This window comes from Pseudomonas sp. MSSRFD41, assembly GCF_014230245.1.
GTDB lineage: Bacteria > Pseudomonadota > Gammaproteobacteria > Pseudomonadales > Pseudomonadaceae > Aquipseudomonas > Aquipseudomonas piscis.
In genome coordinates, this window is the sequence record NZ_JACKZK010000003.1 from 328,068 (window position 1) to 342,495 (window position 14,428).

14 protein-coding genes are annotated in these 14,428 nt (G+C 63.8%); 6 read left to right on the top strand and 8 right to left on the bottom strand.

Annotated features, from left to right (window positions below; genetic code table 11):
* Positions 1 to 208 precede the first annotated feature (208 nt).
* From H7A76_RS08450 to H7A76_RS08465, 4 genes are all read right to left on the bottom strand, one after another.
* Positions 209 to 2,041, bottom strand: coding sequence for an ABC transporter ATP-binding protein (locus H7A76_RS08450; protein WP_185698079.1), 1,833 nt, complete (start codon positions 2,039 to 2,041; stop codon positions 209 to 211).
* An 88-nt stretch (positions 2,042 to 2,129) separates the two neighbouring features.
* Positions 2,130 to 2,693, bottom strand: a complete 564-nt coding sequence (locus tag H7A76_RS08455) for a peptidylprolyl isomerase (RefSeq protein ID WP_185698080.1) — start codon at positions 2,691 to 2,693, stop codon at positions 2,130 to 2,132.
* 3 nt (positions 2,694 to 2,696) lie between these two features.
* Positions 2,697 to 3,500 carry an alpha/beta fold hydrolase gene (locus tag H7A76_RS08460; RefSeq protein WP_185698081.1) on the bottom strand — a complete coding sequence of 268 codons (804 nt, stop codon included), beginning with the start codon at positions 3,498 to 3,500 and terminating at the stop codon, positions 2,697 to 2,699.
* Positions 3,501 to 3,531: 31 nt separating this feature from the next.
* Positions 3,532 to 4,455, bottom strand: a complete 924-nt coding sequence (locus H7A76_RS08465) for a LysR family transcriptional regulator (protein ID WP_022642947.1) — start codon at positions 4,453 to 4,455, stop codon at positions 3,532 to 3,534.
* Positions 4,456 to 4,505: 50 nt separating this feature from the next.
* On the opposite strand from H7A76_RS08465, the gene H7A76_RS08470 reads away from it, so the two are divergent.
* From H7A76_RS08470 to H7A76_RS08485, 4 genes are all read left to right on the top strand, one after another.
* Entirely contained in the window at positions 4,506 to 4,820 is a 315-nt protein-coding gene (locus H7A76_RS08470; RefSeq protein ID WP_185698082.1) for a 3-phosphoglycerate kinase, read from the top strand.
* A 158-nt stretch (positions 4,821 to 4,978) separates the two neighbouring features.
* The gene (locus tag H7A76_RS08475; protein WP_185698083.1) at positions 4,979 to 5,578 is read left to right on the top strand and encodes an FMN-dependent NADH-azoreductase; all 600 of its coding nucleotides are present in this window, start codon (positions 4,979 to 4,981) and stop codon (positions 5,576 to 5,578) included.
* A gap of 211 nt (positions 5,579 to 5,789) precedes the next feature.
* Complete coding sequence (locus H7A76_RS08480; RefSeq protein ID WP_022642950.1) at positions 5,790 to 6,653, top strand: carboxylate/amino acid/amine transporter; 864 nt, start codon at positions 5,790 to 5,792, stop codon at positions 6,651 to 6,653.
* A 273-nt stretch (positions 6,654 to 6,926) separates the two neighbouring features.
* Positions 6,927 to 8,171, top strand: a complete 1,245-nt coding sequence (locus H7A76_RS08485) for an MFS transporter (RefSeq protein ID WP_185698084.1) — start codon at positions 6,927 to 6,929, stop codon at positions 8,169 to 8,171.
* Positions 8,172 to 8,390: 219 nt separating this feature from the next.
* On the opposite strand, the gene H7A76_RS08490 is transcribed toward H7A76_RS08485, so the two are convergent.
* Positions 8,391 to 9,689: a mechanosensitive ion channel family protein gene (locus H7A76_RS08490; protein WP_185698085.1), complete on the bottom strand. Its 1,299-nt coding sequence runs from the start codon at positions 9,687 to 9,689 to the stop codon at positions 8,391 to 8,393.
* Positions 9,690 to 9,882: 193 nt separating this feature from the next.
* Here H7A76_RS08490 and H7A76_RS08495 point away from each other — a divergent pair, with 193 nt between their 5' ends.
* A complete protein-coding gene (locus H7A76_RS08495; protein ID WP_185698086.1) occupies positions 9,883 to 11,226 on the top strand; it encodes a DEAD/DEAH box helicase in 1,344 nt (447 codons plus the stop codon).
* Between the two features lie 62 nt (positions 11,227 to 11,288).
* Here H7A76_RS08495 and H7A76_RS08500 read toward each other — a convergent pair whose 3' ends face one another.
* Complete coding sequence (locus H7A76_RS08500) at positions 11,289 to 11,564, bottom strand: hypothetical protein (RefSeq protein ID WP_185698087.1); 276 nt, start codon at positions 11,562 to 11,564, stop codon at positions 11,289 to 11,291.
* Between the two features lie 294 nt (positions 11,565 to 11,858).
* On the opposite strand from H7A76_RS08500, the gene H7A76_RS08505 reads away from it, so the two are divergent.
* Complete coding sequence (locus tag H7A76_RS08505) at positions 11,859 to 12,440, top strand: hypothetical protein (RefSeq protein WP_185698088.1); 582 nt, start codon at positions 11,859 to 11,861, stop codon at positions 12,438 to 12,440.
* A gap of 202 nt (positions 12,441 to 12,642) precedes the next feature.
* Here H7A76_RS08505 and H7A76_RS08510 read toward each other — a convergent pair whose 3' ends face one another.
* A complete protein-coding gene (locus H7A76_RS08510) occupies positions 12,643 to 13,587 on the bottom strand; it encodes a GyrI-like domain-containing protein (RefSeq protein ID WP_185698089.1) in 945 nt (314 codons plus the stop codon).
* 67 nt (positions 13,588 to 13,654) lie between these two features.
* The gene (locus H7A76_RS08515; protein ID WP_185698090.1) at positions 13,655 to 14,401 is read right to left on the bottom strand and encodes a thioredoxin family protein; all 747 of its coding nucleotides are present in this window, start codon (positions 14,399 to 14,401) and stop codon (positions 13,655 to 13,657) included.
* Between the last annotated feature and the right edge of the window lie 27 nt (positions 14,402 to 14,428).

Sequence of the window (14,428 nt, forward strand, 5' to 3'; positions counted from 1 at the left end):
TCCACTCGCCCATGAAAAACGCCAGGCCCCGTGGGCTGGGGCTCTGGCGTCTTTTCAGGGTGTTGCGCGGACCCTGTAGCCGCTGCTGGGCCTGCGAAGCTGCGCCAAGGCCCGCAGGGCCTTCCAACGATGGCGGCGGCTGCTCGATCTTGCGGCCGCTACGCGCCCGTGCGCAGCCTGCGGCAGCGGCTACACGCACCTGTAGGCATCAATCGACGCCGACGAAGCCGCCGGTCTGGTGTTGCCACAGTCGCGCATACAGGCCGCCGTGGGCCAGCAGTTCGGCATGGGTGCCGGTCTCGGCGATGCGCCCCTGTTCCAGCACCACCAGGCGGTCCATGCGGGCGATGGTGGAGAGCCGGTGGGCGATGGCGATCACGGTCTTGCCCTGCATCAGGGTCTCCAGGCTTTCCTGGATCGCCGCTTCGACTTCCGAGTCCAGGGCCGAGGTGGCTTCGTCCATGATCAGGATCGGCGCGTCCTTGAGCAGCACCCGGGCGATGGCGATGCGCTGGCGCTGGCCGCCGGACAGCTTGACCCCGCGCTCACCCACGTGGGCGTCGAAGCCGGTGCGGCCCTGGGCGTCGGACAGCAGCGGGATGAACTCGTCGGCGCGGGCCTTGTGCACGGCTTCCCAGAGTTCCTCGTCAGTGGCGTCGGGACGTCCGTAGAGCAGGTTGTCACGGATCGAACGGTGCAGCAGCGAGGTGTCCTGGGTGATCATGCCGATGCGCTCGCGCAGGCTTTCCTGGGTCACCCCGGCGATGTCCTGGCCGTCGATCAGGATCTGCCCGCCCTGCAGGTCATAGAGGCGCAGCAGCAGGTTGACCAGGGTCGACTTGCCCGCCCCGGAGGGGCCGATCAGGCCGATCTTTTCCCCGGGACGGATGTGCAGGTTGAGATCGCTGATGACCTTGTTGGCCTTGCCGTAGTGGAACTCGACATGCTCGAAGTTCACCCCGCCTCGGGTCACTTCGAGCTTGGGCGCCTGTTCGCGGTCGGTCAGTTGCAGTGGCTGGGCGATGGTCTGCAGGCCGTCCTGGACCATGCCGATGTTCTCGAAGATGCCGTTGATCACCCACATGATCCAGCCGGACATGTTGACGATGCGGATCACCAGGCCGGTGGCCAGGGCGATGGCCCCGGCGCTGATCAGCGACTGGCTCCACAACCACAGGGCCAGGCCCGTGGTGCCGGCGATCAACAGGCCGTTGAGGGTGGTGATGGTGACGTCCATGGAGGTCACCACGCGACCGGCCAACTGGCTTTTCTCGGTCTGTTCGGCGATGGCCTCGCGGGCGTAGCTCTGCTCGAAATGGGTATGGGCGAACAGTTTCAGGGTAGCGATGTTGGTGTAGCCGTCGACGATCCGCCCCATGAGCTTGGAGCGGGCGTCGGAGGCATCGACCGAGCGTTTCTGGATGCGCGGCACGAAGAACCGCATGGCGCCGATGAAACCGACGATCCACAGCAGCAGCGGGATCATCAGGCGCCAGTCGGCATCGGCGAACAGCACCAGGGCGCCGACCGCATAGATGGTCACGTGCCACAGGGCGTCGATCACCTGCACCGAGGAATCCTGCAGCGAGTAGCCGGTCTGCATGATGCGCTGGGCGATGCGCCCGGCGAAGTCGTTCTGGAAGAAGTTCAGGCTCTGGCGCAGCACATAGCTGTGGTTCTGCCAGCGGATCAGGCTGGTCATGCCGGGGGTGATGGTCTGGTGCATCAGCAGGTCGTGCAGGCCGACCATCAGCGGGCGCAGCAACAGCGCCACCACCGCCATCCAGGCCAGCTCCAGGCCATGGTCGCTGAAGACCTGGACGCTGGGCGTGCCCTGGGCCAGGTCGATGATGGTGCTCAGGTAGCTGAACAGCGACACCTCGATCAGCGCCACGAACAGGCCCACCACCAGCAGGGCGACGAAGCTCGGCCAGACTTGCTTGATGTAGTGGAAATAGAAGGGCAGGACCCGGTTGGGCGGGGTGGTCGCGGGGGTGTCGCGGAAGATATCGATCAGTTGTTCGAAACGACGATAGAGCATGGGGTCTGCAGCCCGTTGTACGGGCTCTCCTGTGCTATAGCGGACGGGGCGCCGGGTAGGGCGCCGCCGTCGGGGACAGGCTGCGTGATCAGTCGATGCGCTTGGCCGACTTGATCAGTACCGGGTCGACCGGGACGTTCTGCATGCCTTGCTTGGTGGTGGTCTGGGAATTGACGATCTGGTCCACGACTTCCATGCCGTTCACCACCTTGCCGAACACCGCGTAGCCGGCATCGCGGCCCGGATCGAGGAAGGCGTTGTCGGCGACGTTGATGAAGAACTGGCTGGTAGCCGAGTCGGGGTTCGAAGTCCGGGCCATGGCCAGGGTGCCGCGCACGTTGTGCAGGCCGTTGGAGGCTTCGTTCTTGATCGGATCACGGGTGTCCTTTTGCACCATCTGCGCGGTGAAGCCACCGCCCTGGACCATGAAGCCGGGGATCACCCGGTGGAAGATGGTGTTGGAGTAGAAGCCGCTGTCGACGTAGTCGAGGAAGTTCTTGCTGGACACCGGCGCCTTGACCGGATCCAGTTCGATCTCGATCTTGCCGAAGCTGGTGTCCAGCATGACGTGGGGTGCCTTGGCCGGTTGCGCTGCCATCAGGTTGGCGGCGAAGAGTACGGAACCGGCGGCGAGGGCGATTTTTTTCAGCATGGGTCAGTGATCCTGGGTGGTGGTGTCGACTGTATTGATGAAGTGCAGCAGGGTCTGGTTGAAGCGCTGCGGTTGGTCAAGCGGTGTGGCGTGCCGGGAGTCCTCGATCACCACCAGCTGCGCGTGCGGCAGCAGTTTGACGTAAGCCTCCTTGAGCGCCACCGGGGTGTAGTCGTGGTCGGCGCTGACGACCAGGGTTGGACAGGTGATACGGCCCAGGCGTTCCTGGACTCCCCAGCCGACGATGGCGTCGAAGCTGGCGAGATAAGCACGTTTGTCGTTTTTTGCCCAGCGTTCGGCCATCTTCTGCCGCAACTCGGCTTGCTCCGGCTTGGGAAACAGTCGCTGGCCCAGGGCCTTGCCGATGGCCGCCATGCTCAGCAGCCGGGACAGGCTCCAGCGTTTGAACCACTGCCAATAGTCGTCGGCCGAGCGCAGCTTGACCTCGGGTGCGCTGTTGACGATGCACAGGCTCTTGAACAGGTGCGGCTGGTCCACGGCCAGCTGGAAGCCGATCATGCCGCCCATGGACAGCCCGACATAGTGCACCGGCCCCAGGCCCAGGTGTTCGACCAGGGCCATGAGGTCGGCGGCGAATCCAGGGATGCTGTAGCGTTCCCGGGGCTTGTCGGAGCGGCCATGGCCGCGTACGTCCGGGATGATCAGGCGATAGCGGGTCGCCAGTTCCGGGACCTGCTTTTCCCAGTCCTGGGCGCTGGAACCCAGGCCGTGGACCAGCAGCAGGGGCTCGCCCCGGCCGTATTCTTCGTAGTGCAGGGTGCAACCTTCATGCTCGAAATACGCCATGGCAGAACTCCTTGTTCTGGTGGTTGGGACTTCAGGCTTGCTCGGGGGCGGCGAACGGCGCATCCAGCGGCGCGGTGTCGAAGGTGCGCAGCAGTTCCACGAGGATCTGCGTCGCCGGGCCCAGGGGTTTGTCCTTGTTGGAGTACAGGAAGAAGGTCGGATGGCGGCTGCCGCCCTGGTCCAGGGGCAGCACCTTGAGCAGGCCTTCGTTCAGCTCGCGCTCGATCATGTGCCGTGGCAGCCAGGCGAAACCCAGGCCGCTGCTGACGAACTTGGCGGCGGTGGCCAGGCTGCCCACGGTCCAGCGCTGCTCGGCGCCCAGCCAGCCCACGTCCCGTGGTTGCTGGCGGCCGGAGTCGCGGATCACCACCTGCAACTGGCTTTCCAGGTCCTGGAAGGCCAGTTGTCGTTGCAGGCGGTGCAGGGCGTGCTCGGGATGGGCCACGGCGACGAATTCCACCGAACTCATCTCGGTCCCCAGGTAGCCGGGGATGTTGAAACCGCTGATGGCCAGGTCGGCAACGCCCTCGAGCAGCACTTCCTCGACCCCGGACAGCACTTCCTCGCGCAGGCGTACGCGGCAGCCGCGGCTCTGCGGCATGAACGCGGTAAGGGCGCGGACCAGCCGCGCATTGGGGTAGGCGGCATCCACCACCAGGCGGACCTCGGCTTCCCAGCCCTGCTCCATGTGATGGGCCAGGTCTTCGAGTTGGCTGGCCTGCTTGACCAACTGCCGGGAGCGACGCAGCAGCACGCCGCCGGCCTCGGTGAGCACCGCCTTGCGCCCATCGATACGCAGCAGCGGCACGCCGAGCTGGTCCTGCATGCGGGCCACGGTATAGCTGACCGAGGATTGCGAACGGTGCAGGGCCTCGGCGGCTTGGGCGAAGCCACCGTGATCGACCACGGCCTGCAGGGTGCGCCATTGATCCAGGGTCACGCGGGGCGCTTTCATGAGGGGCTCCTCTTGTCCTAAGCTGGCGCTCCCGCATTGGAGAGCGCCGAATGAGAAAATTCTGTTGTGTGCTGCTGGCCTTGCTGCCCCTTGGGGCCTGGGCCTATCCCATCGATGTCGACAAGCAACTCAATGGCCTGGGCATCGACTACATCACCTACGATACCGACGCCGACATCGGCTCGATCCAGTTGAACAACTACGGCAAGACCGATGCCGTGTGCTCGGTGGTTTTTCGCAACGGTCCCGAATCACCGCGTACTCGCAGGGTGGAGGTCGCCGCCGGCAAGAGCCGCAACGTGACCGTCAAGTTCAACCGCAACATCATCAAGCTGCGCCTGGACCTGAACTGCCAGGCCAAGTGACCGCCGTGATGCCGGTCCTGTCGATCATGGCGGGACTGGGCTTGCTTATAAACGAATTTATTGATTGGTTATAGCAGTTATTTGCGCTTTTTCATCGATATATCTCTATTTAATCTGCGCCCCATCGACTTACGCATACCCCGATGGAGGCTTCACCCATGTCCCGCGTCCTGATCATCGAAAGCAGTGCCCGCCAGCAGGATTCCGTATCCCGCCAACTGACCCAGACCTTTATCCAGCAGTGGCAAGCGGCCTATCCGGCGGACTCGATCACTGTGCGCGACCTGGCTCGCAACCCGGTGCCGCACCTGGATGCCAACCTGCTGGGGGGCTGGATGAAGCCTGCCGAGCAACGCAACGCCGCCGAGCAGGATTCGCTGCAACGCTCCAATGAGCTGACCGAGGAGCTGTTGGCGGCCGACGTGCTGGTGATGGCGGCGCCCATGTACAACTTCGCCATCCCCAGCACACTCAAGGCCTGGCTTGACCACGTGCTGCGCGCCGGGGTCACCTTCAAGTACACGGAGACCGGTCCCCAGGGCCTGCTCACTGGCAAGCGCGCCTTCGTGCTGACGGCCCGGGGCGGGATCTACGCCGGCAGCAGCACTGATCATCAGGAACCCTACTTGCGCCAGGTCATGGCCTTCATCGGGATCCATGACGTGCAGTTTATCCATGCCGAGGGCCTGAACCTGGGTGGTGATTTCCACGAGAAGGGCCTGAACCAGGCCAACGCCAGGCTGGCCCAGGTGGCCTGAGGGGTTAATCCCCGGATAATCGCTGGATGTTCAAATAGCTCCTGCGTGCCCCTTCAAGCAGGTCCGCGCATCGAACCTCCCTTTGCACTGCGTGCTCCTTCAGTGCCGACGCCCGATCTAGCGCCTTGCGAGATCGGGCTTTTTTTGCCGGGGATTTCACCCGCGCCGACAAAAACCGTTATCGTCGCCGCCATCCAACGATGAGGCGAGCATGGGCTATCTACTGGTTGTCACCCTGATCCAGGCGTTTTCCTTCAATCTGATCGGCGAGTACCTGGCCGGGCATGTCGATAGCTACTTCGCGGTGCTGGTGCGGGTGCTGCTGGCAGGCTTGGTGTTCATTCCGCTGACCCGCTGGCGCCGGGTGGAACCGGCCTTCATGCGCGGCATGCTGCTGATCGGCGCGCTGCAGTTCGGCATCACCTACGTGTGCCTGTACCTGAGCTTCCGGGTGCTGAGCGTGCCGGAAGTGCTGCTGTTCACCATCCTCACGCCGTTGCACGTGACCCTGATCGAGGACGCCCTGAACCGGCGCTTCAATCCCTGGGGCCTGCTGGCGGCCCTGGTGGCGGTGGCGGGCGCCGCAGTGATCCGTTATGACCGGATCAACCCGGACTTCTTCATGGGTTTCTTGCTGCTGCAATTGGCCAACTTCACCTATGCCGCCGGGCAGGTGCTGTACAAGCACCTGGTGGCGCGCTACCCCAGCGACCTGCCGCATTACCGGCGTTTCGGCTACTTCTACCTGGGGGCCTTGCTGGTGGTGTTGCCGGCGTTCCTGCTGTTCGGCAAGGCGCACTTCTTGCCGGATGCCCCGGTGACCTGGGCGGTGTTGCTGTTCCTCGGGCTGGTGGCCACGGCCCTGGGGCTGTACTGGTGGAACAAGGGCGCCTGCCTGGTCACCGGCGCGACCCTGGCGGTGATGAACAACCTGCATGTGCCGGTGGGCCTGCTGCTCAATTTGCTGATCTGGAACCGCCATGAAGACCTGGGCCGCCTGGCTCTCGGCGGGCTGGTGATCCTGCTGGCGGTGTGGGTCAGCCGCCATGGCCAGCGCAGGGTGGCCACGGCGTGAGGGTTACGGGCGCCAGCCAGATTGGGTAGCGGTTCTACGCAACTGTTACCCCCATCCCCAGGAGCGATGCTTTTTCCAGGACCCGCCACACCGGCGGGTTCTTTTTTGTTTTTGTTTTTTCCATTTGAAACAATGAGTTAGATGAGTCAAGAGAAGAGCCGAGCGCTCGGTGACGCGTCTGGCCGTAAAATTGCATTCATATGTATATACAAGACATTACAAGATGAGCTGGCTTTGCTGACGCCAGTTCCTGGCAAGGGAGGGCGTTGTGCCATGAAGTTCCAGGTATTCCACGGCTGGTATGTGGTGTTGGCCACCCATGTGCTGCTGGCGCTGATCTTTGGCGGTGCCTACTCCTTCGGTGCGTTCTTCTCGCAGATCCAGGCCAATTTCGCAGTGGGGAGCTTTTCCGTGGCCTCGGTGTTTTCCCTGACGGCGTTGATCTATTACGCCATGGGGGTCGTCGCGGGCGTGCTGGCCGATCGCACTTCCACCCGGCGGGTGGTGGGGAGCGGCATCCTGTCCCTGGCGCTGGGTTTTTTCTGCGCGAGCCTGGCGTCCGGGTCGTTGTGGTGGTTCCTGCTGTGCTTCTGCGTGCTGGTGGGGCTGGGCGTCGGCCTGGTGTATGTGCCGGCGGTGGCGGTGGTCCAGCGCTGGTTCGTCAGCCGGCGCAGCCAGGCCTCGGGCCTTGCCCTGGCGGGAACCGGGGTCGGGACTTTTGCCGGGCCGCTGCTGGCCGGCTGGCTGATGGAGCATTTTTCCTGGGAGGCGACCCTGCAGATCTTCGCCGGCGCGATCCTGCTGCTCGGCCTGGCTGCCACGGCCCTGATGCGCAGCGGCCCCCAGGAGCTGGGGCTGTTCGCGGACGGCCTGCCCGCCATGGCCGAGCGGCCCCAGGTGGCCACGGCCGGCCTGTGCCTGGCCGAAGCCTTGGGCATGGCGCGCTTCTGGTGGTACTTCGCGGCGATCCTGTGCGGTTCGGTGGGGCTGTTCGTGGCGTTGGTGCACATCAATCCCTATGCCCGGCAGGCGGGGCTGGGGGTGTCCGAAGCCAACTTGCTGATTGGCCTGATCGGCGTCGGCAACGTCGGCGGCCGCTTGTTCCTCGGCAGCCTGGGCGACCGGATCGGCAGCCGGCGCCTGCTGATCGCCCTGACCTTGGCCCTGGTGCTGTTGAACCTGCTGTGGCTGCTGGCCGATGGCTTCATGGCCCTGGCGTTGTTCGCCCTGTGCTTTGGCGTGGCCAACGGCGGTTGCATTTCGCTCTACCCGGCGGTGGCGGCCGATTGGTTCGGCACCGCCAACCTGGGGGCGATCCTTGGTGCCCTGTACATGTCGGTAGGTATCGCGGCATTGCTGGGTGGCAGTCTCGCCGGCTGGCTGTTCGACCTGTACCAGGGCTACGGCGCGGCGATTGGCCTGGGGGCTGCGTGCGCGTTGCTGTCCGTGCTGTTCATCCTGATGGCTTGCCGTTCGCTGCCCGACCCGCTGTCCCAGGCAGCGCCGACGGCAGCCTGAAACGCCAGGAACTGGGGGGGGGCTGGCGTTTGCGTTGGGCGCAGAGCGCCTAGTGCCGGCCAGTCAAGCGAGGCGGCCCCCTGTAGGGGCAGCCGATCGACGCTCGATTGCTCGCGAGGGGCGTAAACGGTGGCGCGTGTTCACCGGGTAAACGCAGCGCTCTGAGGTCCATCGCGGGCAAGCCTCGCTCCTCACCGTTCCTTGACTGATCGGCATGGGTCAGAGCGCCTGTTTCTCGCTCGGGCCGATATGGCTGGCGCCCAGTACCGCCGGCAGCAGGCCGGCCCGCAGGTCGCTGCCGCTGGGTTGCTGGTACAGGCTCAGGCCGAACTCCGGCATCACCGCCAGCAGGTAGTCGAAGATATCCCCCTGGATCCGTTCGTAGTCGGCCCACACCGTGGTGCGGGTGAAACAGTAGATCTCCAGGGGAATGCCCTGGGCCGTGGTCTGCATCTGGCGCACCATGCAGGTCATGTTCGGCTGGATCTCGGGGTGGCTCTTCAGGTAGGCCAGGGCATAGGCGCGGAAGGTACCGAGGTTGGTCATGCGCCGACGGTTGGCCGCCAGCGCGGCAACGTTGCCCTGGGCCTCGTTCCAGCTTTTGAGCTCGGCCTGCTTGCGCCCGATGTAGTCGGTGAGCAGGCGTACTCCGCTCAGCCGCGCCTCTTCGTCGTCATGCAGGAAGCGCACGCCGCTGGCGTCGATGAACAGGCTGCGCTTGATCCGCCGGCCGCCGGATTGCTGCATGCCGCGCCAGTTGCGGAACGATTCGGACATCAGCCGCCAGGTGGGGATCGAGACGATGGTCTTGTCGAAGTTCTGTACCTTGACCGTGTGCAAGGTGATGTCCACCACGTCGCCGTCGGCGCCCACCTGGGGCATTTCGATCCAGTCGCCGACCCGCAGCATGTCGTTGCTGGTCAGCTGCACGCTGGCGACGAAGGACAAGAGGGTGTCCTTGTACACCAACAGGATCACCGCCGACATGGCGCCCAGGCCCGAGAGCAGCAGCAGCGGCGAGCGGTCGATGAGCGTGGCGACGATGATGATGGCGCCGAACACGTACAGCACCATCTTCGCCAGTTGCACATAACCCTTGATCGAGCGGGTGCGGGCGTGCTCGGTACGGGCGTAGATGTCCAGCAGGGCGTTGAGCAGGGCACTCAGGGCCAGCAGCTGGAACAGGATGGTAAAGGCCATGGCCAGGTTGCCGAGGAACAGCTGGCTGGCCTGGCTCAACTCCGGGACCAGGTGCAGGCCGAACTGGATCACCAGGGACGGAGTCATCTGCGCCAGGCGGTGGAACACCTTGTTCTGGCGTAGGTCGTTGAGCCAGTGCAGGGCCGCTTGCCGACCCAGCAACCGCACGCCATGCAGCACCAGGTAGCGGGCCACCCGTCCGAGTACCAGGGCGACCACCAGCAACAGGGTCAGGCCCAGGCCGGCGTGGAGGAGCGGGTGTTGGTCGAGGGCTCCCCAGAGGTCCTGGGTATCGAGCCAGAGCTGTTTGAAGTCCATGGGCTAAAACGATTCTTCTGTGTGGCACAAGGGGGGATTAGAGCATCTAACCCCGGCAAAGTTACGGCGTGAGAAAAATCGGCTAACAAAAAAACAACTCTTTGCCACCGTTTGCACAAAGAAACTCGGCCTTGGCGCTCGAAACCGTTACCCTATGCAGCTGTTTTTCTGCACATCTTCGAGGTAGCACCCCGTGTTTTCCCAATTCGCCCTGCACGAACGCCTGCTCAAAGCCGTGGCCGAGCTTAAATTTGTCGAGCCGACTCCGGTACAGGCCGCGGCTATTCCGCTCGCGCTGCAAGGGCGTGACCTGCGGGTGACGGCACAGACCGGCAGCGGCAAGACCGCGGCCTTCATCCTGCCGATCCTCAATCGCCTGATCGGCCCGGCGAAGATCCGCGTCAGCATCAAGACCCTGATCCTGCTGCCGACCCGGGAACTGGCCCAGCAGACCCTGAAGGAAGCCGAGCGTTTCTCCCAGTTCACCTTCATCAAGTCCGGCCTGATCACCGGCGGCGAGGACTTCAAGGTCCAGGCCGCCATGTTGCGCAAGGTGCCGGACATTCTCATCGGCACCCCGGGCCGCCTGCTGGAACACCTCAACGCCGGCAACCTGGACCTCAAGGAAGTCGAAGTGCTGGTGCTCGACGAAGCCGATCGCATGCTCGACATGGGTTTTGCCGAAGACGTGCAACGCCTGGTGGATGAATGCCCGAGCCGCCAGCAGACCATGCTGTTCTCCGCCACCACTGGTGGTTCCGGCCTGCGGGAAATGGTCGCCAAGGTCCTCGATAACCCCGAGCACCTGCAACTCAACAGCGTCAGCCAGCTCAACGAGACCACGCGCCAGCAGATCATCACGGCCGACCACAACCAGCACAAAGAGCAGATCGTCAACTGGCTGCTGGCCAACGAGACCTACCAGAAGGCCATCATCTTCACCAACACCCGGGTCATGGCCGACCGCATCTACGGCCGCCTGGTGGCCCAGGACTACAAGGCGTTCGTCCTGCATGGCGACAAGGACCAGAAGGATCGCAAGCTGGCCATCGACCGCCTGAAGCAGGGCGGGGTGAAGATCCTGGTGGCCACCGATGTCGCTGCCCGCGGCCTGGACGTCGAGGGCCTGGACCTGGTGATCAACTTCGACATGCCTCGCAGTGGCGACGAGTACGTGCACCGCATCGGCCGTACCGGCCGCGCCGGCAACGAAGGCCTGGCCATCTCGCTGATCTGCCATGGCGACTGGAACCTGATGTCGAGCATCGAGCGCTACCTCAAGCAGAGCTTCGAGCGTCGCACCATCAAGGAGGTCAAGGGCACCTACGGCGGTCCGAAGAAGGTCAAGGCCTCGGGCAAGGCCGCGGGTACCAAGAAGAAAAAGACCGATGCCAAGGGCGACAAGAAAAAGTCCCTGGCCAAGTCTCCGACCAAGCGCAAGAGCGCCAACCGGCCGAAGAGCGACGGTCCGGCCCTGGTCAGCCAGGACGGCCTGGCGCCGCTCAAGCGCCGCAAGCCCGCGCCGGCCGCTGAGTAAAGTGCAGGCCTGAGCGCCATGAAAAGCCCGGACCTGGTCCGGGCTTTTTGTTTTCCGGACTTTCAGCGGTCGGCTTTTTGCTCGGCGTCGGCCAATTCCTTGAGGCGTTGGTCGATCAACTGGCAATCGTCGGGCAGATCCTTGCTGGCGCTGCCAAGGTTCATCTTCTGCAACTCATCGTTGATTTCCTTGGCCTTGGTCGGGTTCTGCTCGGTGATCTTGCTGACCTCCCGGGCCAGTTGCTCGCGCTTGGCGCTGGCTTCGTCCGGGGTACAGGCCCAGGCGGGCAGGGCCAGCAGCAGGCTGCCGGCGAGGGTGAGCAGGTTCAGGGTTTTCATGGGCAGTGCCTCATGTGGCGGGCAGGGGGACATCCGGTTGAGGCGCCAGGAGCGGGCAAAGTTCAGTTGGATCAACCCCGGCACGCCCGTTCTGCAAGCTGGGTTGAATTGACGCCTGGATGGTGGCGAACTAATATCGCGCGCCTTTCCTGGTATCGCTGCTGTCCCTTAGGGGCGAGTCTTCGCGTTTTCCCCTCAAGCGTCCCGGGTCAGGGGCGAGCGCCAATCGCCTGGATGCGTTTCCTTGATCCGAGCCAGTGCACCCAACGAAATCGCTTTCAAGGAAGATCCTTAATGCGCCTGCTGTCGCTGTTGTTCACCTGTGTCTTGCTCGTAGGGTGTGCCTCCCGGCCGGATTACTACATCTCGTCCAAACCCGTGCGGATTCCTGCCGACGCCACCTACTGGATCGACCATTTCGATCTGCAACTGATCGGGGAGAGCCCGCGCTTCTTGCCTGAGGACAAACTGCGCCAGCAACTGGGCACGGAGCTGATCCAGCAACTGGGCAATGCCAATCGCTACGCGGCCACCAAGGAGAGTGCCGATTACCTGCTGGATGTGGAGGCGGTGTACAAGCGCCGGCTCAGTGATTCCCAAGGTGGGCTGGTGTCCAAGATCGTCGATGACAATACGATCCTGGCCAGTGTCGACTTCGCTTACAAAGTTCAGGTCAAGCGTGCCGGTGCCGAAGTGTTGCACTTCGCCCAGCAACGCGATGGGCTCCAGCCTGCCGGCGCCATGGGCCAGTTGCGCAATATGAAAACCATGCTTGGGGTGATTACCAACAGCGGTAACTCCGATGTGGAGACCTTCTATGTCCGGGTTCTGCCGCGCTTCATCGTGCGCGATATCAGGGCCATTCCGTCCCGCTGAGGCCAATGCGCTGGTCATGAACCTGGCAAAAATGACGGGGGAGCACAGGCTCCCCCGTTTGCATCTGGCGACTACAGGATCGTGAGCGTAATGCCGGGCTTGCATTCCGGCCCACCGGCGCTGGGAACGTGGTGGGCATCCACCGGATAAGCTTCGCATCCGGGCGGCCTGCTACCTCCTGCGCATTCAGATTCTTTGTGGCTTACAGCGCCTTGACCGGAAAGCAGATATCGAACTCCAGATCACCGGTTCGATCGTTCCAGGCGTCCAGCGGATACAGCTCGAAGGCTGGCCGCGCGTCGGGCTGCATACCGCTCTTGGGCAGCCAATCGCGGCACAACTCGCTCCAGGTATCGGCGATATCGGGGCCTTTGCCCTGGTAGTGAGTGATCGCATAAAGGCCGCCGGGCAGGGTGGTGACGACCGCGGGAGCGCGGCCTTTGAAGTCGAGGGGGACTTCGACGCAGGCGTCGTAGCGACATTTCTCGGGCGGGGTGACGTAGGGGTCATCATGCCCGATGCCATAGCGTGCGCGGCCCAGCAGCCCGTTCTCGGCCATCCAGGGGATGACGGTCTGCTGCCAGAACAGGCCGATCCCCGGTCCGTAGGCGCCGATATAGCGCAGGTAGGCGACGCGGACGGGAGGCAGTTCCTTGATGGTGACCTTCATTGTGAGCTCCTTCAGGTGAATGAAGGCATCAGGGTCGTCGAAAGCCGGGATGTGGGTCTGATCAGGATTGCGCAATTGCCGCAGGCGGCGTTCGCGAATGTCGTCCAGGCGTCGGTGCCAGCGCTTGGGTTCGGTGTCGCGCCAGGTGCTGGGCGAGACTGAGAAGTGCTGCTTGAACGCCCGGGAAAAGGCCTCGCCGGAGCCGAAACCGACTTCCAGAGCGATCTCCAGGATCGAGGCAGCGGGGCGGCTGGCCAGCAGATACGCGCCGCGGGCCAGGCGCCGGCGCCGTAGATAGACGCCCAGGGGTTCGCCGACCCAGGCGCTGAACAGGCGATGAAAATGAAAAGGCGAGAAATGCGCCACCTGCGCCAAGTCACTTAGCTCCAGGGGCTGGTCCAGGTGTTGGTCGATATGCTCCAGCACCCGGTTCATGCGCAGGGTGTATTCGTGGAGGCTGTGGTAGGCAGGAGTCATGCCTACAGCTTAGCTGGCACCGTGGTGGAACCGCTACTACGGTGCCACCGTCGATCGTGCGCGTCGTTCAGTGGTCGCAGCAGCATCCCGCCCGCGGCTCTGCACCTGGGGTTGGCGCATAGCGGTCATGATGGCGAACCCAGTTCATGATCGGCCCCTCGTTGCGCCCCTTGGGCGTGAGATCGAGGAAGTTGTATGTCCCCAGCAGCAGGTCCAGGCCCCGGGCATAGGTGGAGTAGGTATGGAATATCTGTCCCTGCTCGTTGCGATAGAACACGCTCAGGCCGGGCCGCTCCAGCTCGTTGCCGCTGACTGGCGCGTAGTTGTAGCTGGCTGTGGCGCTGGCCAGCTGTTCGCTGTCGAAACTGACGCCGAAGTCCTGGTTGAAGTCGTTGCCGGCGCTGGAAAACCAGTCGAAGCGCCAGCCCATGCGCTGGCCAAAGGCCTGGAACTGCTCGTAGGGCGCGGGGGACACCGCCACCAGCGCCACGTCATGGTGGGCCAGGTGCAGGTTGGCCCCATCGAAATGATCGGCCAGGAATGAGCAACCCTTGCAGCCTTCCTCCCAGCCGTCACCGAACATGAAGTGATAGACCACCAATTGGCTGCGACCGCCGAACAGCTCGGCCAGCTCCAGTACGCCTTGGGGGCCGTGGAAGCGGTAGGGCTTGTCGATCCGTACCCAGGGCAGGGCCCGGCGTTCGGCGCTGAGCCGGTCGCGTTGGCGGGTGAAGGCCTTTTCGTGGAGCAGATGTTGCTTGCGCGCTTGCAGCCATTGTTCCCGGCTGACCACGGGATGATCGTTGATATCCATGACGTCGTTCCTCAGGGCGGGGATGGG

Coding starts and splice junctions, on each gene's coding strand:
- H7A76_RS08500 (WP_185698087.1), bottom strand. CDS start 11,564: ATGAAAACCCTGAACCTGCTCACCCTCGCCGGCAGCCTGCTGCTGGCC.
- H7A76_RS08510 (WP_185698089.1), bottom strand. CDS start 13,587: ATGACTCCTGCCTACCACAGCCTCCACGAATACACCCTGCGCATGAAC.
- H7A76_RS08455 (WP_185698080.1), bottom strand. CDS start 2,693: ATGCTGAAAAAAATCGCCCTCGCCGCCGGTTCCGTACTCTTCGCCGCC.
- H7A76_RS08505 (WP_185698088.1), top strand. CDS start 11,859: ATGCGCCTGCTGTCGCTGTTGTTCACCTGTGTCTTGCTCGTAGGGTGT.
- H7A76_RS08515 (WP_185698090.1), bottom strand. CDS start 14,401: ATGGATATCAACGATCATCCCGTGGTCAGCCGGGAACAATGGCTGCAA.
- H7A76_RS08490 (WP_185698085.1), bottom strand. CDS start 9,689: ATGGACTTCAAACAGCTCTGGCTCGATACCCAGGACCTCTGGGGAGCC.
- H7A76_RS08485 (WP_185698084.1), top strand. CDS start 6,927: ATGAAGTTCCAGGTATTCCACGGCTGGTATGTGGTGTTGGCCACCCAT.
- H7A76_RS08480 (WP_022642950.1), top strand. CDS start 5,790: ATGGGCTATCTACTGGTTGTCACCCTGATCCAGGCGTTTTCCTTCAAT.
- H7A76_RS08475 (WP_185698083.1), top strand. CDS start 4,979: ATGTCCCGCGTCCTGATCATCGAAAGCAGTGCCCGCCAGCAGGATTCC.
- H7A76_RS08470 (WP_185698082.1), top strand. CDS start 4,506: ATGAGAAAATTCTGTTGTGTGCTGCTGGCCTTGCTGCCCCTTGGGGCC.
- H7A76_RS08450 (WP_185698079.1), bottom strand. CDS start 2,041: ATGCTCTATCGTCGTTTCGAACAACTGATCGATATCTTCCGCGACACC.
- H7A76_RS08465 (WP_022642947.1), bottom strand. CDS start 4,455: ATGAAAGCGCCCCGCGTGACCCTGGATCAATGGCGCACCCTGCAGGCC.
- H7A76_RS08460 (WP_185698081.1), bottom strand. CDS start 3,500: ATGGCGTATTTCGAGCATGAAGGTTGCACCCTGCACTACGAAGAATAC.